18 protein-coding genes are annotated in these 15,984 nt (G+C 70.1%); 10 read left to right on the plus strand and 8 right to left on the minus strand.

Going from position 1 to position 15,984, the window contains the following annotated elements:
- Positions 1-41 precede the first annotated feature (41 nt).
- The 4 genes from CF165_RS17360 to CF165_RS17375 form a co-directional block, all read right to left on the minus strand.
- On the minus strand, positions 42-1,784 hold the full coding sequence (locus tag CF165_RS17360) for a hypothetical protein (protein WP_093948579.1): 1,743 nt from the start codon (positions 1,782-1,784) through the stop codon (positions 42-44).
- A gap of 198 nt (positions 1,785-1,982) precedes the next feature.
- A complete protein-coding gene (locus CF165_RS17365) occupies positions 1,983-3,125 on the minus strand; it encodes a bifunctional RNase H/acid phosphatase (protein WP_093948580.1) in 1,143 nt (380 codons plus the stop codon).
- Entirely contained in the window at positions 3,122-3,859 is a 738-nt protein-coding gene (locus CF165_RS17370) for a zinc ribbon domain-containing protein (RefSeq protein ID WP_093948581.1), read from the minus strand. Before CF165_RS17370 ends, CF165_RS17365 begins: the two co-directional genes overlap by 4 nt.
- Positions 3,860-3,869: 10 nt before the next feature.
- On the minus strand, positions 3,870-4,700 hold the full coding sequence (locus CF165_RS17375) for a Nif3-like dinuclear metal center hexameric protein (protein ID WP_240521645.1): 831 nt from the start codon (positions 4,698-4,700) through the stop codon (positions 3,870-3,872).
- A 31-nt stretch (positions 4,701-4,731) separates the two neighbouring features.
- On the opposite strand from CF165_RS17375, the gene CF165_RS17380 reads away from it, so the two are divergent.
- From CF165_RS17380 to CF165_RS17405, 6 genes are all read left to right on the plus strand, one after another.
- Positions 4,732-5,313, plus strand: coding sequence for a chorismate mutase (locus CF165_RS17380; RefSeq protein WP_093948583.1), 582 nt, complete (start codon positions 4,732-4,734; stop codon positions 5,311-5,313).
- A gap of 71 nt (positions 5,314-5,384) precedes the next feature.
- Positions 5,385-5,792, plus strand: a complete 408-nt coding sequence (locus tag CF165_RS17385) for a hypothetical protein (RefSeq protein ID WP_093948584.1) — start codon at positions 5,385-5,387, stop codon at positions 5,790-5,792.
- A 283-nt stretch (positions 5,793-6,075) separates the two neighbouring features.
- Positions 6,076-7,533: a recombinase family protein gene (locus CF165_RS17390; protein WP_093948585.1), complete on the plus strand. Its 1,458-nt coding sequence runs from the start codon at positions 6,076-6,078 to the stop codon at positions 7,531-7,533.
- Positions 7,534-7,917: 384 nt separating this feature from the next.
- Positions 7,918-8,184 carry a hypothetical protein gene (locus CF165_RS51200; protein WP_205660890.1) on the plus strand — a complete coding sequence of 89 codons (267 nt, stop codon included), beginning with the start codon at positions 7,918-7,920 and terminating at the stop codon, positions 8,182-8,184.
- Entirely contained in the window at positions 8,181-9,269 is a 1,089-nt protein-coding gene (locus tag CF165_RS17400) for a helix-turn-helix domain-containing protein (protein WP_093948587.1), read from the plus strand. Before CF165_RS51200 ends, CF165_RS17400 begins: the two co-directional genes overlap by 4 nt.
- Before the next feature lie 86 nt (positions 9,270-9,355).
- Positions 9,356-10,117, plus strand: coding sequence for an HNH endonuclease signature motif containing protein (locus tag CF165_RS17405; RefSeq protein WP_205660891.1), 762 nt, complete (start codon positions 9,356-9,358; stop codon positions 10,115-10,117).
- A 162-nt stretch (positions 10,118-10,279) separates the two neighbouring features.
- Here CF165_RS17405 and CF165_RS17410 read toward each other — a convergent pair whose 3' ends face one another.
- On the minus strand, positions 10,280-10,921 hold the full coding sequence (locus CF165_RS17410; RefSeq protein ID WP_143268606.1) for a hypothetical protein: 642 nt from the start codon (positions 10,919-10,921) through the stop codon (positions 10,280-10,282).
- Between the two features lie 141 nt (positions 10,922-11,062).
- Here CF165_RS17410 and CF165_RS17415 point away from each other — a divergent pair, with 141 nt between their 5' ends.
- The gene (locus tag CF165_RS17415) at positions 11,063-11,602 is read left to right on the plus strand and encodes a hypothetical protein (protein ID WP_093948589.1); all 540 of its coding nucleotides are present in this window, start codon (positions 11,063-11,065) and stop codon (positions 11,600-11,602) included.
- Positions 11,603-11,662: 60 nt separating this feature from the next.
- Complete coding sequence (locus CF165_RS51205; RefSeq protein ID WP_158226792.1) at positions 11,663-11,839, plus strand: hypothetical protein; 177 nt, start codon at positions 11,663-11,665, stop codon at positions 11,837-11,839.
- A gap of 119 nt (positions 11,840-11,958) precedes the next feature.
- Here the strand turns inward: CF165_RS51205 and CF165_RS17420 are convergent, their stop codons facing one another.
- From CF165_RS17420 to CF165_RS17435, 3 genes are all read right to left on the minus strand, one after another.
- Positions 11,959-12,204, minus strand: coding sequence for a hypothetical protein (locus tag CF165_RS17420; protein ID WP_167441485.1), 246 nt, complete (start codon positions 12,202-12,204; stop codon positions 11,959-11,961).
- A gap of 195 nt (positions 12,205-12,399) precedes the next feature.
- Positions 12,400-13,392 (minus strand): helix-turn-helix domain-containing protein, encoded by a 993-nt coding sequence (locus CF165_RS17425; protein ID WP_093948590.1) that lies wholly within the window; start codon positions 13,390-13,392, stop codon positions 12,400-12,402.
- A gap of 412 nt (positions 13,393-13,804) precedes the next feature.
- Positions 13,805-13,993, minus strand: coding sequence for a hypothetical protein (locus tag CF165_RS17435; RefSeq protein ID WP_093948592.1), 189 nt, complete (start codon positions 13,991-13,993; stop codon positions 13,805-13,807).
- A 30-nt stretch (positions 13,994-14,023) separates the two neighbouring features.
- Here CF165_RS17435 and CF165_RS17440 point away from each other — a divergent pair, with 30 nt between their 5' ends.
- Positions 14,024-14,485 carry a low molecular weight protein-tyrosine-phosphatase gene (locus CF165_RS17440; protein WP_093948699.1) on the plus strand — a complete coding sequence of 154 codons (462 nt, stop codon included), beginning with the start codon at positions 14,024-14,026 and terminating at the stop codon, positions 14,483-14,485.
- 82 nt (positions 14,486-14,567) lie between these two features.
- Positions 14,568-15,968, plus strand: coding sequence for a ricin-type beta-trefoil lectin domain protein (locus CF165_RS17445; RefSeq protein WP_158226793.1), 1,401 nt, complete (start codon positions 14,568-14,570; stop codon positions 15,966-15,968).
- The last annotated feature ends 16 nt before the right edge of the window (positions 15,969-15,984 follow it).

The following is a 15,984-nucleotide window of genomic DNA, read 5'->3' on the forward strand; positions in this document are numbered from 1 at the left end:
CAGAGAGGCATCACTCGTGATTGAAGGGGCATCACGCGTGATCAGCCGGGCATCGCGATCGTCTGGCCCGGCTTCATCGTCGGGCCGCAGTCGTCCAGCGGGCCGCCGAAGCGGTTCGCGGCCACCTCGGGGATCGTCTTCGCCGCGTAGTCCTGGGCCGCCTTCAGCTTGGCCGGGTCCGTCACCGCGTCGCGGCGGACCCAGTCGCCGTTGCGGAGGCCTTCGATCGGGGAGCTGTAGATCAGCAGGTAGTCGCGGTCGAGCCGGGGGTCCAGCGCGATGCCGTTGCCGGCCGCCCACGGTCCCCACGAGTGGATGAACGTCGGCTTCACCGTGTCGAACACGTAGTTGCGGAGCCCCTGCAGGTCGTTGTCGTGCACCAGGTCGGCGATCGGCTTGTTGACCAGGCCCGCCATGTCGACCAGCTCGAGCCTGCTGGTCATCGACGAGCCGCCGAGGTCCGGCAGCAGCAGCGACGCCTTCGGCAGGCCCAGGATGTCGGCGTAGGTGTTGAAGCCGCGGCCGAAGCGGTCGGCCACCAGGCACGCCGTGATGTTCGGGTTCTTCGCGAACTTGTCCGCCGAAGCCGCGAACCCGATGCCCGACGGGACGAACGCGCCCAGCAGCACCACGACCACGCCGACGCGCAGCAGCGCCTGCCGGTGGCGCAGCAGCTCACCCGCCGACAGCGTGCCCGCGATGACGGCCAGCGGCCAGATCGGGCTGGCGAACCGGTGCTGGTACATCCAGTCGGCGACCATCACGCCGTACGCGACGACCCCGAGCCCCAGCGGCACCAGCAACGCGATCAGCGAACGCCGCCACGGAGCCTTGACCAGCGCGAACACGATCACCAGCACGAGCACGACGACGCCGGCCCAGCCCGCGTAGCCGACCAGCTCGAGCGGCCGCTTCACCGCGTCGAATCCGGGCAGGCCCTGCTGCTTCGCCACCGAAGGATTGGCCAGCAGCCGGCCGAACTCCCCGTGCCGCCAGGCGACGTACGCGCCGAACGGCACGGCGAACGCCGCCACCGAAAGCAGCGCGAGCCGGAAGCTCTTCCAGAACAGCCCGGACCGCAGCAGGAACAGCGCCGCGAGCGGGTACGCGCCCGCGTAGATCAGGCCTTCCGGCCTGGTCAGCGCGGCGAAGGCCACGATGACGCCCGCCCACAGCGCGACCTTCGGCGTCAGCAGCTTGTCCCGCTTCACCGAGACGAACAGCGTCACGCCGAGGGTGACGACCGCGAACGCGAACAGCGAGTTCTCCAGGCCGGACACGACCCAGATGACGTACGACGGGATCGTCGCCAGCGTCAGGCCGACGACCAGCGTCGCGAGCCAGGCGAAGCGGGTGAAGATCTGCTTCGCGGCGATGTAGCACGCCGTCAGGACGCCGCCGGTGAACAGCAGGCCCAGCGCCTTCGGGAACAGCACGTAGTCCGGGATGCCGAACAGCAGGCCGTGGTCGAAGAGGCCGACGAGCTTGCCGACGCCGAGCAGGACCATCCACGTCGGGTCGGAGAAGCCCTCGACCGGCGGGGCGCCCGGCTGCAGCACCGGGCCGAGGCCGTCGGCGAAGCTGCGGGCGTAGGAGAAGGTGATGGCGGCGTCGTCGACGATCCAGTGGCCGTAGCGGGTCGCGTGGACGGCGACGGCCGCGACACCGGCGAGCACGGCCAGCACCGGCGCGAGGCGCGCGCCCCAGCCGCGGGTGGCCGTGGTGGTGGCCGGGTCCTCGGGGACGTCGCTCGGGGAGGTCTCGGTGAGTGCGCTAGCCGTCATGTCCTCGTCACTGTTCCGCCCGCAGGCTTCTGCCGGTGGGATACGCGCGAGCTGGCGCCCCCTGACTGGGCCCGGAGGCCGGACCCGCCACCGCGGCGACGCGGTCGAGACACTGTAGCCAATACCCCATCCGGGGTCGGCCACGCGTCGGCATTGAGCGTGATCCACCCCACACTTCCCTGAATATCCCAGCGCCGGTCAGGCGAGGTGGGAGGTGTCGTTGACGAGCCGCACCGAAGCGTTCCCGTCCGGGTAGAACTCGACGATCGACAGCGACGCCAGATCGAGGTGCAGCCGGAACAGCAGCTGCGGTCCGGCGTCGAGGCCCATCCGGAGCAGCGTCTTGATCGGCGTCACGTGGCTGACCAGCACCAACGTCCGGCCGCCGTGCTCGGCGATCAGCTCGTCGCGGGCCTTGCGGACCCGGCGGTGCACGACGTCGAAGCTCTCCCCGCCGGGCGGCGGGACCGAGCTGTCGCCGAGCCACGAACGGTGCAGCTCGGGGTCGCGGTCGGCCGCTTCGGCGAACGTCAGGCCCTCCCACTCGCCGAAGTCGGTCTCGATGAGACCGGGGTGAGTCTCGACGCGGCCGCCGAGCGCGTCGGCGACGGCCTGCGCGGTCTGCTTCGTCCGGGTCAGCGGCGAGGAGATGATCGGGACGGCCTCGCCGTCGACGACCAGGTCCGAGATCGCGGCCAGCCGCTTCGCCGCCGCCGCGGCCTGCGCCTGCCCGAGCTCGGTGAGCGGGACGTCGCCGCGGCCGGAGTAACGGCGCAGCGCCGACATCTCGGTCTGGCCGTGGCGCAGCAGGAACAGCCGGGTCGGAGTGCCCTGCGCACCGGTCCAGGCGGTCGTCGCGCGGTCGGGTTTCCGGGTCGGCAGCTTCGGCTTGCCGGTCTTCGCGGCGGCGCTGGGCCGGCCGGCGGCGGGCTTGCCGGTCGCCGCGTCCATGGCCTCGTTGGCCAGCCGGTCGGCGCGGGAGTTCTGCGCGCGCGGGATCCACTCGTACTTGACGCGGGAGAACCCGGCGGCCAGCTCCTTGGCCCGCTCGGCCAGCGGCTGCATGTCCGCGTGCTTGATCTTCCAGCGCCCGGACATCTGCTCGACCACGAGCTTCGAGTCCATCCGGACGTCCACAGTGGACGCTCCGAGCTCGGCTGCGGCGGTCAGCCCGGCGATCAGGCCGTTGTACTCGGCGACGTTGTTGGTGACCACGCCGAGGCTTTCCTTGCGCTCGGCGAGGACCTGGCCGTCGCTGTCGAGAACCACCGCGCCGTAGCCGGCGGGGCCCGGGTTGCCTCGGGAACCGCCGTCCGCCTCGACGATGACGTGCGAGGTCACAGACCCGACTCCATGGTCCGGACCAGGATCGCGCCGCAGTTCTCGCACTGGATGACGTCGTCCTCGGGCGCGCCCTTGATCTCGTTGACGGTGTTGCGGTCCAGCTCCAGCTGGCAGGCGCCGCAGCGGCGGGCGCGCAGCAGCGCGGCCCCGATGCCCTTGTGCTCGCGGACGCGCTCGTACAGCTTGAGCAGCGGCTCCGGGAAGCGCGGCAGCAGCTTCGCGCGGTCTTCGTCGCGGCGCGCGCGGGTCGTGTCGAGGTCCTTGAACGCCTCGTCGCGGCGGGCGATCGCGGCGGCGACCTCGGCCTCGGCCTTGTCGACCTCGGCGCCGGTGCGCTGCGCGTCCAGGCCGAGGGCCTCGCGCTGCTCCATCAGCTCCAGCAGGTCGTCTTCGAGCGCGCGCTGGCGGCGTTCGAGTGACTGCAGCTCGTGCTCGATGTCGGTCATCTGCTTGGAGTTCACCGAGCCGGACGCCAGGAGCTTGCGGTCGCGGTCTTCGCGGGCGCGGACCGACTCGATCTCCTTCTCCTGGCGGGCGATCTCGCGGTCGAGGTCGGAGCTGGCGGTCTCCACCGACACGAGCGCGTCGCGGCGCTCGCGGGCGGTCTTCTCCCCCGTGTCGATCTCGGCCAGCTCGGGCAGGGTGCGGCGGCGGTGCGCGGTGCGCGAAAGCTCGGCGTCCACCTTGGCGAGCTCGAGCAACTGGCGCTGCACGGCGGGTTCGGCCTTCACGGTGCTCCTCTTAATTCGATGTGCGCTCGGCGCGGACGTTCCACGGGTCGGTGCACCGCGTGGAGACGCGGATGTCGACGTTACCCGCAAACGCGTCGGCCACGACCGCCGAGGCTTGCCCGCACCAGGGCCATTCGCTGGCCCAGTGGGTCAGCCCGACCAGCGCGGGCACCGGGCCCCGGCCGGCCAGGTGCTCACCGGCGGGGTGATGCCGCAGGTCGGCGGTGACGAAGGCGTCGGCGCCGGCCTCGGTGGCCTGCTTCAGGTAGGAGTCCCCGGCCCCGCCGGACACGGCGACGGTGCGGATCGGGCGGTCCTCGTCGCCGGCCCCGAGCACGCCCGGGACGGTCTCGGGCAGGGCGTCGGCGACGCGCTGGACGAACACCGCGAACGGCTCCGGCTCGGGCAGCTCGCCGAGGCGGCCGATGCCGGTGACGCCGTCGGCGTTCGGGGCGAGGGGCCCGGTCACGCGCAGCCCGATCGCCGTGGCCAGCGCGTCGGAGACGCCGGGGTCGGCGGAGTCGGCGTTCGTGTGCGCGCAGTAGAGGGCGATGCCTTCGCGGATCATCCGGTGCACCAGTGCGCCCTTGGCGGTGTCGGCGGGCACGCCGTGCACGCCGCGCAGCAGCAGCGGGTGGTGGGCGACGATCAGCTGCGCGCCGACGTCCACGGCCTCGTCGACGGTTTCGGCGACGGGGTCGACGCAGAACAGCACGCGCGACACGGGTTCGGCGGGATCGCCGCAGACGAGGCCGACGGCGTCCCACGACTCGGCGAGCGCGGGCGGGTAGGCCCGCTCGAGCACGGAGATGACTTCGGAAATTGCGGAAGGCGCGGACACGCGGGGATTTTCGCATGTACCGTCCGGGACCATGCGCCTTCGGTCCTGGCTCGTCACGGTGACAGCGGTCCTCGCCGGCTCACTCCTCTTCGCAGTGCCGGCCTCGGCTTCGAGCCCGTCGTTGTGGCGGCTCACCGACCTGGCCGCCCAGCGCGTCCAGATCGCCGACCAGGTGGCCGCGGCCAAGTACGGCACGCCGTCGCCGATCGACGACCCGGCGCGCGAGCAGCAGATCTACGACTCGGTCGCCGGGCGAGCCCCGCAGCTGGGCCTCGACCCGGCGGACGCGGTCCGGTTCTTCCGCGCCCAGATCGAGGCGAACAAGCTGGTGCAGCGCGGCCTGTACGCGCGCTGGGACGCCCACCCCGCGGAGGCGCCCACGACCCGCCCCGACCTCGGGCAGATCCGCCCGGTGATCGACGGGTTGAACACGAACCTGCTCACGGAGCTGGCGGCGACCATCCCGGTGCGGGCGGCGCGTTCGTGCCCGGTCCGGCAGCTGGTGACGGCCGGCGCGGCGGACGTCGTCCACCGGTTCGACCCGCTGCACGCACGCGCCCTCGGCGAAGCGACTTCGGCGACCTGTACGGCGGACCAGGGCAAAGCCGCGTAGCAGCGCGACTGGGGCCCTGGGCAACCCGCGGCCGCCACGCGCGTCCGTACGGCGTGACGAGGACGAAGTGGATGATCGCCGCGGCCGTGGCGGCCGCCGCGCTGGCCACGGCCGGCGTGTTCGTGCTGGGCGACAGCGCGGGTGCGGCGGACGGGATCGTGACGGCGATCCACCCGGACGGCCGGGTGGAGTGGACGGACGCCCGGTTCGTCAAGGCCGAGGAGAACGGCAGCAACGCCGAACCGGTCCCGGGCACCGCGCACAAGGCGGTCCTGGCAGGCGATGTGAAGATCTTCACGGGCGTCGGCAGCTGGTGCGCGTCGGCGGCCGCGGGCCTCGCGGTCGGCCTGGACGGCACGGGTTCCCGCCCGTGCACCCGCGCCGAGTTCCTGGCGACCACCCCGGACAGCCTGTACGCGGTCAAGATCACGGTGAAGGGCGACGTGGTCACCCGGATCGCGGAGTACTACCACCCCTGATCCGGGGGTGGGGGCGCCGCGGCGGCGCCGGGCCGCCGCGGGCGCCGGGGGCGGTCAGTTGCAGTTGCCGCAGCAGCCGCAGCCCTGGCCGGTGCACTTCGAGCAGCACCCGTGCATGATCGCTCTCCTTCCGGTTCGCGTCCTCGCCCGATCGACGCTAGGTGCGCGTCGCGGGCCGCGGATACCGCCGAGCGGGCGGGTGACCGGGTGAACCCGGTGGTTACGCTCGCGGCGTGACGCACATCGTCTTCGTCTGTTCGAAAACCTGGCATAACATCTTTACATGGGACGAACGACGGTCGAGGTAGCAGCCCCGCGCACGGCAGCGATCTACCTGCGCATCTCCGAGGACCGGGAGGGGCGCGAACTGGGCGTCACGCGTCAGCAGCAGCACTGCCGCCAGCTGGCGAAGCGTCTCGGCGTGAAGGTCGTCGCGATCTTCACGGACAACGACATCAGCGCTGCCGCCGCGAGCCAGAAAGAGCGGCCGGAGTACCTGCGGATGATCCGCGACGCGAAGACCGGGCTCTTCGGGACGATCATCGCCTACACCTCGGGCCGCCTCACCCGAGCGCCGCGCGAGTTCGAGGGCCAGATCGACCTGGCCCGCAACCACGGCGTGCTGTTCCAGTTCGTAGCCTCCCCCTCGTTCGACCTCACCACGTCGGCAGGGCGGATGATGGCTCGCATGATGGCGGCGAAGGACACCGGCGAGGTCGAGGACATCTCGGAGCGGCAGTCCGACCGCAAGCAGCAGCTGATCGCCAACGGCGAGTGGACCGGCGGCCGGCGCCCGTTCGGCTATGACGACGACGGGCTCACGTTGCGCCCGGCCGAGCAGGAGCGCGGCCTGGACGCGGCGAAGCGGCTGCTGGCCGGGGACAGCGCGCGCTCGATCTTCACCGAGTGGAACGTGGCCGGGATGACCACGACGGCGGGAGGCCCGTGGGATGGCAGCAACTTCCGTCAGATGATCTTGCGCCCCCGGAACGCCGGACGCGTCGGCAAGATCCCGCCAGGCACGAAGGACTTCCGGAAGGCCCTCGACAAGCTGCCGAAAAGCCGCTGGCCGCCGCTGTTCGCCCCCGACGACCGTCAGGCCGCCGAGGACACTTGGGTGGCCTTGATGATCAAGATGACCGACCCGACACGCCAGAAGAACGGCGGCGCCACGTCGCTCGTCCTGGTCGGCTCCCACCTGTACACGTGCTGGTGCGGCTCGATCGCGCGCTCCGGCGGCACCACGGCGTCCAAGCAGTCCCGATACATGTGCAAGGGCGGCGGGCACACGCGGCTGGCCGGTCCGGTCGACGAACTGGTCCGAGCCGTCGTCTGCGCCCGACTGGATAGCCAGGGCGTCAGGCTGCTCCCGAAGACTGGGGACCGCGAACCGCTCCTGAAGCGGCTCGCGCTCCTGAAGGCTCGGGCCGAGGAGGCCGCCGCGCTCTTCGGCGACCCTGAGTCGGGTTTCACCGCCGAACAGCTCAAGGTCACGAACGCGCGGCTCAAGCCGAAGATCGAAGAGGTCGAGCGCGAGCTGGCTCAGCTCGCCGATGGCAGTGCACTGGAGGGCATCGCAGACGCGCCTTCCCCGTCGGCCGCGTTCCTCGCGAAGGGCATCGAGCGGCAGCGCGTGATCATCGGCGCCTTGGTCGAGGTGACGATCCTGAAGGCCCCGCGCGGGCGCCGCGACTTCGATCCGGAGACCGTCCGGATCGTGCCTCGGCCTCGCCCGGCGTGAGGAGCGCGGCCAACTGCTCGCGCTGCTCAGCATCGAGCGGCGGCCAGTCGGCCACCAATGCCTCGGCGTAGGCGCGCAGCTCCTCTTCGGACACATCAGGATTCTGACCCCGACAAATCAGAATTCCAACCCGCCTTCGAGCGCTATCACCTCCGTTACCAGTTATATGGAAACGGATACTCGCGAGATTTGTGGAATCGCACAAATTGACTGGTCACAGCATCGCAACATAGGCGTTTACCCGCTATAACACGAGCCACGCTACCCACATGGGTAGATGTGCAACCTCTCTCGAACCTGTATTGTCGTTGGCACAAGAGAAAACGGAGTTGGGCACCGCACCGGAGGAGCCCCCTCACACGACAACGCGTGGAGGAGAACAAGGTGCGGGTGATCACCATCCCGGAGTCCGTCGCTCAGGACGGCAAGTTGAGCGGCAGCGCGATGCGCGCGCTGCTCACGATCTTCACGGTTCCCGACGGCGAGCCGATCACGGCTACACGGCTGGCCGAGCTGATCCCCTGCCAGAGCAGCCTCTCGACGTGGCGTGGCCTGCGGCAGCTCGAAGAGCGTGGGTGGCTCGTGAAGTCCGCCGAGTTGCTGGAGGGACACGCGGCCGTGGTCTACAAGCTGGCCGGCGGTGCGGCGTGAGCGACGGCCGAGGACGCCGGGGCATCGCCTCCCGGCCGATCGCCTGCGAGTCGCAGCTGAGCAAGCACGGCAAGGCTGCGTACATCGGACTCACCACCTTCGCCGACGGCGACCGTGAGACGTACGTCGGTCTTGCTCGACTCGCGGCCACGATGGGGGTCAGCGAAGACTCGATCCAGCGCGGCATGGCCGAGTTGCGCGCGGCGGGCTACCTCGAAGTCGAGCTGCGATCGGGGAGGACGTCGCTCTACACGCTCGTCGACGACGTGAGCGCGAAGCAGGCCGCCGAGGATCCGGAGACGGTCCAGGGGATCTACGGGTTCGTCTACGCGGGACCGTTGGAGACGGCGCGCTCGGCGGCGGCGAAGGCGACGTACTCGTGCTTGGCGATTCACGCGAACCGGCTCCGGGTGGCCAGTCCGAGCGTTGCCCAGATCGCCCGGGAGTCCGGCTACTCGAAGGCGACCGTGAAGCGGGGCCTTCGCGAGCTGCGCGACCTCGGCATCGTCGAGACCACCGAGCGCCACCGTGGCGACCCGGACTTCCCCGAGGACGGATTTCACTACGCGTCCAACCTGAGCCAGCTCCGCGAAGAGGTGGGGTCACACAGCGGTCGCCTGGGGTCAGGGAGCGGTGGGTGGGGGGTCACGCAGCGGCCACCCGGGGTCAGGGAGCGGTCGGTGGGGGTCAGGGAGCGGCCACCTGGGGTCACCCAGCGATCCGAACAGGACCAAGACCAGGACCAAGACCAGGACCACGGCCAGGACCAGGAGAACCAGGACCACGAAGCACGACCAGCGCCGCTGCGCGTCGCGGACGAAGTCTCCGAGCCCGAGCGTGATCCCATGGCCAGCGAGCGCGTGGTGAGCGTCAACTTCGGTCGGGGTGGTGCTGCCGCACGTGAAGCGCAAGAGCGGCTGGACGAGCAAGAGCGGCAAGAGGACCTGGACGAGATCGCAGCCCCGATCCTGGCCAGGATCGCCGAGCTGCAAGACCGGGGGATCGACCTGCGGGCCGGGCTTGGCTCGGAGATCTACTCGGAAGCGTGGCAGCTCGGCCTGATCCCGCCGAAGCGCTCGGCCTGACCTGGCGGACGGCACCCGTCGCCTGTCCAACCCGGACGCAGAACTTCGAAGGTTTGGGGATAACCCCGCGAACAGCAGGAGGAGTCATGATCAACTGGGAGACGCACTACATGGTGGCCGTCGAGCCTGTCGAGTGGTCCGGGATGCCGACGCCGTGCTGGATCTGGTCCGGCACGCTCGACGGCGGCGGGTACCCGGTCCTGCCGCGTCTCGTCAACGGCGAGCAGAGGGCGCACCGCGCGCACTACAAGCTCCACGTCGGCCCGATCCCGCCCGGGTTCGACGTGGATCACCTCTGTCGCCTCCGGGCGTGCGTGAGGCCGGATCACCTCGAAGCCGTCGAGCCGACGGTGAACAAACAGCGCGGGAATGGCCGGGCCGGTGTTGGCCGGGGTGAGCCGATCGACTTCCGTGCGGCCTCGCTGGCCGCGCAGCGGGGTCACTGGGCGGAGTACCGGGCGCTGGCGAAGATCGACGAAGACCCGCTGCCGGTGCGGGAGAAGCGCTTCGTGCTCACGTCGGGGTTCGCGAAGAGGTGGGCCGCCGCGCTGCGCTCGTGCCCGGACCTGGTCGACGAAACCGGGCTCGTCGACGAGGGGTCGGCCTGGCCGCGCACGGCAACCGATGTCCTGGCCGACGAGCTGCCCCGTGTGACGGCGGAACGGATCCGGGCGGGCTTCGCCCCGGTCATCGACGTCCAGGCCGTCACGGGGCCGCTCAGGGCCAAGGTCGAGCGCGTGGCCGGCGGTGAGCCGACCGTGGCCGTCGAGAGCCTGGAAGGCGTGCTGCACCCGGTCGAGCTGGCCTCGGTGATCGAAGAGGTCTTCGCTGAGGAGGCGTCGTGCTGATCGTGCTCGGCGTGTCCGTCGCCTTCGTCGCCGTCCAGCTCGTCCGCTTCCGTAAGGCGTTGGCCGAGCGCGACCGTGAGGCGAAGGCCGTCCGTTCCGAGTAGCCGGACACCTGAACGCCCTCGGGATGCGTTGCGCGTTCCGGGGGCGTTCGTGTGTTACCTACGCTGACGGCTCGTCGTCCGGTGGCAACAACTCGACCAGGTTCTCTTCGGGGTACCACCGCTCCGGCTCCGCACGCCCCCGGCGCGTCCACCCGCGACCATCCGCGTCGAAGAACCGGATCATCGCGGTCGGCTGCACCTCGGGCGTAGCCTGCTGGACTCCCAAACCTGTCTTGAAAAACACGTTTAGCGCGCTGCTCCGCCTGCGTGCTTCGAGTTCACCGGCGATCACGCGGGGGAAGTGATCCAGGACCTCGCCGTCAGCGGGGCCGACAAACCACTCACCGACCCCGTACCGCGAATCGGTGGAGAGGCTCATCACCTCCGGATCCAGAATGTGTCCACCGGACCGATTGACCACCACGACTTCACCGACGAGACCGAAGTTGGGCTGGTACTCGCCGAAGATCAGCCGCGCCTGGATCTTCTCGTCAGCCTTGCGCTGCTTCTCGGCCTCACGCCGCCCAAGGTCGGCGAGGTACAGCGCGATGCCGACCGCAAGGATCGAGCCAACGGCGCCAAGCCACTGACCAGCGGCACCCCACCAGCCGGAGTCCTTGCCGCCGATCCAGCCCCACGCGACGAATGCTGCGAGCACGACGGCGGAGCCGACCCCGCCCCAGACCACGAGTTTGCGCATGCCCAGGATCGTGACAGCCGAGAAGAGCGAAGTCACCGGCGGCGCGCGACGCGAACCACTCAACCCCTCGCCATCGACTCGGACCAGGTCTCCGCCGCTCAGTTCGCCTCTACGTTCGCGTACCTGGACGGTGCGGCCTCGGTGCTGGGCAAGGACTGTACGGGCGTCTACGGCGAGTTCGACGTCATCGAAAAGGCACTCCCGGCCCATGCCTCCTACGGGTGGCAGACGGCCGCATGGTCTCGGGGCCTGAAGTCCGCGAAGGCCGCGCTCTACCAACGCATCGGACAGGTCTTCGTGGCCGGAATCCAGTGCGACGTGAATGACATCCTCGCCCCGGACTGGGGTCAGCACTCGGGAGGCGACATGCCGATCACCGACGACGACGCGAAGCTCATCGCGAAGCACATCTGGTACGACTGGATCTGGTCGGGCAAGAACGCCGACGGCTCCGCCTGGGGCCTGAACCCCTCGCAGGTCTTGGCCAAGCTCGACGCGGCCAACAACACCGAGTCGGCGAAGGTGGACGCCTTGGCCGCTGCCATCGCGAAGGTGACCACTGACCCGAGCATCACGGCCAACGCCGTGAAGGAGTGGGTCACCGAAGCAGTCAAGCAGAACGTGAGGATCACGGGGACCGTCGAGATCACCGGGAAGGACACCGATCCGATGGCGGATTGAGTGCGGGAGGCTTTCTCGCGTTCGATAGAGGTCCAGTCCCTACGAAGGAGGAAGCCGCCCGTGGTCCAGCAATCCGTTGAGGCATATCGCGATAGCAGTCCCGACCGCATCTCAAACAAGGTCAACGAGATTTTGAAGAAGTTCCCTGGTCTGCGGGTGTCCTCGATCGCTATGAGCGAGGCCTGGTCGCAGAACGGTGGTTGGGTCAGCGCTCTGGTCGTGTACGAACGCGACTGACAGCACAGAGCCCCACGGTGGCCTACTGGGACGTGGGTTCCGTGGGGCTCTGGCCTTCACCCCGGTGGTGAAGTGGACACCCGGCCGACGCACGAGGGAGGGCGCGCCGACCGGGCTGCTTAGCGGCTCTGCCGCGTGTGCTGTTGCGGGATGTTGTGCTCGCGCCGGTAGACCGAGTCGCACCGAGGGCACATCGTCGGTACGCCGCGCTGGGTACTTGGCTCGAACGAGGCGGCGGCCGACGCCCCGCACAGCATGGTGATGCCCTGGCCCGGTGCCGGGATGCCACGCAGTCGAGCGCGGTGCCACACGCCGTTGATGACGGGGTGGATAGCCGCCGGGTCGATGTAGATCACGGCCGTCATCGCGCACCCTGCTCAGCGTCGAAGCGTTCGCGTAGCTTCCGCGCCTCGGCCCAGTCCTCCGGGGTCATCTCATCGATGGTCCTCGGGCGCGATTCCTCACCTGCGTCGTTCGTGTCCACGAAATTGAGCATCGTCCTGACGGACAGGTGTGGTGAAGGGATTGGGGCTGTGCGCACAGGTCTGCGCACAGGTCCCTCAGCTAGCGGCTTTCGCCTGGTCAAGTCCGTCGCGGTACTCGTTCGTCCACTCGGCACCCTGCTGGTCCTCGGGAAGGTTGCCCAGGCCGGTCTCCAGGTGGTCGACGGCGACCTGGTGATCGCCGAGGGCGAGATGCGCCAGGCCGGAGTTCAGCCTCTGGAACGTCGGGGTGAGCCAGTACGCGGTTGCCGGGGGTTCCTCGCGCGCCGACTCGTCGATCATCCCGTCTGCGGTGTCGAGCAGCCGGAGTGCTTCGTCCCGCTCGCCGATCTTCGCGTAGCCCTGCGCGGCCTGGACCGCGTCGCCGATCCGCTGGGCGATGTGCGCGCCCGGGGTGTGGTACGCCGTGAGGAAGCCCCTGATCATCGCGCGCGGCCGGCCTTGCTGCCGGGCGAGGTAGCCCCGGAAGTTCAGAGCCTGCGCGGCCAAGGTCCCGTCTTCCGCTTCGTCGGCCAGGTCCTCGGCCTCTTCGAGCAGGCGCACGGCCTGAGCATCCCGCCTGGCCTCGGCGTGGAGCCACCCGGCGAACTGGACGTGCTCGCTGGCTACGCCCGCCAGCTGCTGCCGGTGCGGGCCGTTCACCTCTTTGAGGAGGTCCGTCACCATCTCCGTCTGAGCCAGTGAGGCAGGAATGAGCGGGACCGGGCCGATGATGTCGTCAAGCCGCCGCTGCGCGGCGAGGCTGTCTGCGAGGGCCGTGATCGCGGCTTCGTCGATCCGGCCGGGGAACCTCACTGAGTACTCGATCCGCTCACGGTCGTCGGTCGTCAGCGGGTCGATGTCCAGGGGCGACCATCGCGCCAGCAGTTCACCGTGAGCCCCGAGCAATTCGTCCAACCGGGCGGCCATGCGTTCTTCGGGATGCTGGAGGCCGCTTTCGTACCGGGACACATTCGAGGTGTGGACGGGCACGCGCCGGGCAAGAGCTGCTTGCGACAAACCGGCCGCCTTGCGCAGGCGGCGGAGTGCTGAACCGAAGTCCTCGGCCATCGTGACCTCATTCGCGGAGTCAGCCTCCCCGCGTGCCCCCGGGAGCTACCCGGGGGCGTTCCTCCGCGAAGAGGTACATCACCAGGTTACTGGCGAATGGTCACCGGCGATCGCTGGCAATTTCGATGACGGCTACACCAGCTCGGTGTGCTCGTAGAGGTAGATGGGGCATCCCTCATCGTCGAACGTGTCCGAGAACCGGAACACGGCTGTGCCCTGCCGAGAGCGTGTTACCGGACCCGTTTGATCAGTCTGGAACGTGACTGTTCCCGCGTTCGCGGGAAGACGCAAAACGGCTGGTGGCTCCGCGTCGGCAAGCTCGGCTGTCGTGCGCCTGCCGTCTTTCCAAACGAGCACTGCGGTCGCCATGCCAGCTCCAGTCGTGATCGGTGGGAGATCAGTATGTCAATGGTCACCTACCGTCCCAACCGGCGGAGACCTCCTTGGGCGTGATCCCCGCGCGCAAGGCCTTGTTCACGCGGCCGGCCAGCCGCTCGGCGGACTCCCGGACGTCGGCGTCAGGACCAAGCTCGGCGCCCTTCCGCAGGTCGAGGAGGTACCGCAGGACGCGGTTGGTGTCGTTCGCTTCGCTGACCAGCATGGTTAGGCTCCCTGGGTGAACGCCGAAAAAGTGTTGAAGCTGGTCTTCGTCTGTTCCGGCAACATCTGCCGCTCCCCGATGGCCGAGCTGGTCTTCCGGGCCCGGCTCGACGACGCCGGTCTCGGTGACGTCGTGCGCGTGACGAGCGCGGGCACCGGGCCGTGGCACGTCGGGGAGCCCGCCGACAAGCGCGCCCGCGCGACGCTCAAGGCGCACGGCTACCCGACCGCGCACGTCGCCTCCGAGGTGTCCGACGAGGACCTGGCCGCCGATCTCCTGCTGGCCGCCGATGAGGGGCACGCGGAGTTCCTGCGGGCGCGCGTCGGCGACCCGGGGAAGGTGCGGCTGCTGCGGTCGTTCGACCCGGCGGCCCCCGAAGGCGCCGAGGTCCCGGACCCGTACTACGGCGGCGACGACGGCTTCGAAGACGTCCTCGGCATGATCGAGCGCTCGGTGCCCGGCCTGCTGGACTGGGTCCGCACCCACGCGTGACCGGCGTCACAGCCGGTCCGCGTACGGTTTTCCGGTGTCCCGCGATACCCCCTCCGGCATCGTCATCGATGAGGGGAATCGCGTGCTCAAACAAATTTCGGGCGTTCTCGCGCTCGTGGCGGCGGCGGGGGCTGTGGCCGCCGCTCCGGCCGCGGCGATCACCGGGGGAAGTCAAGCCGCCGACGGGACGTATTCCTTCGTCGCCAAGGTGAACACCGCCGGCCGGGCCTGCACGGGCGCGCTCGTCGCGCCGCAGTGGGTGCTCACCGCGTCGACGTGCTTCGGCGACTCGGCGCAGGCGGGACCGCCGCCGTCGCCGTCCACCGCGGCCGTGGGCGGGCGGACCGTCCCGATCACCGCGCTCGTGCCGCGGACCGACCGGAACCTCGTCCTGGCCCGGCTCGACGCGCCCGTCTTCACCGTCACGCCGGTGGCACTGGCCACGGGCCCGGTGCGGACCGGCGAGGTGCTGCGGCTCGCCGGCTACGGCCGGACCGCCACCGAATGGGTGCCGGACAAGCTGTCCACCGCGAACTTCACGGTGCAGTCGAGCACCGCGACGACGCTGGCCGTCACGGCCGTGACGGGCGAGGCGACGACCTGCAAGGGCGACGCGGGCGGCCCGGCGCTGCGCGAAACCGGCGGCGGCACCGAGCTGGTCGCCATCAACGCCACGTCGTGGCAGCACGGGTGCCTCGGCGAGACCGAGACGCGCCAAGGCACCGTCGAAACCCGGCTCGACGAGCTCACCGACTGGGTCCGCGCGCAGATCCCGCCGTACGCGATCCGCAACTTCAACGGCCTGTGCACCGGCGCGGGCGCGCGGGTGACCACCGTGGTCTGCGCACCCGACGCGGCCGGGCAGCGGTGGACCCTCCCCGGTGACGGCACCGTGCGCACCGCGGACGGGCTCTGCCTCGCCGTCTCCGGGACGGCGGTCGGCACCACCGCGTGCGCGGCCGCCCCGGAGCAGCAGTGGCGGTTCCCCGGCGACGGCACCCTGCGCACGGCGGCCGGGGCCTGCGCCGACATCGGCAGCAACGCGGCGGGCACCTCGCTGCTCGTCACGTCGTGCGTCGCCGGCAACCAGAGCCAGCAGTGGTTCCTCAAGGGCGACGGCACGCTGCGCAACCACAACGGCCTCTGCGCCGACCTGAGCTCGAACGCCGAGCAGACGCCGATCACGATGGTGGCCTGCGGCGAGGGGCTCGTCAGCCAGCGCTGGGGGCTGTCCGGCGGCACGCTGACCAACACCAACCGCCTCTGCGCCGACCTCGGGTCCGACGCCCCCGGGACGCGGGTGGTCATGGTCGCCTGTCAACCGGGCAACGTCAGCCAGCAGTGGACCACGCCGGGTGACGGCACCCTCCGCAACCACAACGGCCTGTGCGCCGACCTCGGGTCCAACGAGCCCGGCACGCGGGTGATCACGGCCGGCTGCGTCGCGGGGAACCCGAGCCAGCAGTGGCGGCTCGATCGCTGAGCCCGTTCGCCCCGCC

Source organism: Amycolatopsis vastitatis, assembly GCF_002234595.1.
Lineage (GTDB): Bacteria > Actinomycetota > Actinomycetes > Mycobacteriales > Pseudonocardiaceae > Amycolatopsis > Amycolatopsis vastitatis.

Excerpts from the sequence above, each read along its gene's own strand:
- CF165_RS17380 (WP_093948583.1), top strand. The coding sequence starts at position 4,732 with ATGCGCCTTCGGTCCTGGCTCGTCACGGTGACAGCGGTCCTCGCCGGC.
- CF165_RS17385 (WP_093948584.1), top strand. The coding sequence starts at position 5,385 with ATGATCGCCGCGGCCGTGGCGGCCGCCGCGCTGGCCACGGCCGGCGTG.
- CF165_RS17420 (WP_167441485.1), bottom strand. The coding sequence starts at position 12,204 with ATGACGGCCGTGATCTACATCGACCCGGCGGCTATCCACCCCGTCATC.
- CF165_RS17405 (WP_205660891.1), top strand. The coding sequence starts at position 9,356 with ATGATCAACTGGGAGACGCACTACATGGTGGCCGTCGAGCCTGTCGAG.
- CF165_RS17360 (WP_093948579.1), bottom strand. The coding sequence starts at position 1,784 with ATGACGGCTAGCGCACTCACCGAGACCTCCCCGAGCGACGTCCCCGAG.
- CF165_RS17390 (WP_093948585.1), top strand. The coding sequence starts at position 6,076 with ATGGGACGAACGACGGTCGAGGTAGCAGCCCCGCGCACGGCAGCGATC.
- CF165_RS17410 (WP_143268606.1), bottom strand. The coding sequence starts at position 10,921 with ATGCGCAAACTCGTGGTCTGGGGCGGGGTCGGCTCCGCCGTCGTGCTC.
- CF165_RS17425 (WP_093948590.1), bottom strand. The coding sequence starts at position 13,392 with ATGGCCGAGGACTTCGGTTCAGCACTCCGCCGCCTGCGCAAGGCGGCC.
- CF165_RS17435 (WP_093948592.1), bottom strand. The coding sequence starts at position 13,993 with ATGCTGGTCAGCGAAGCGAACGACACCAACCGCGTCCTGCGGTACCTC.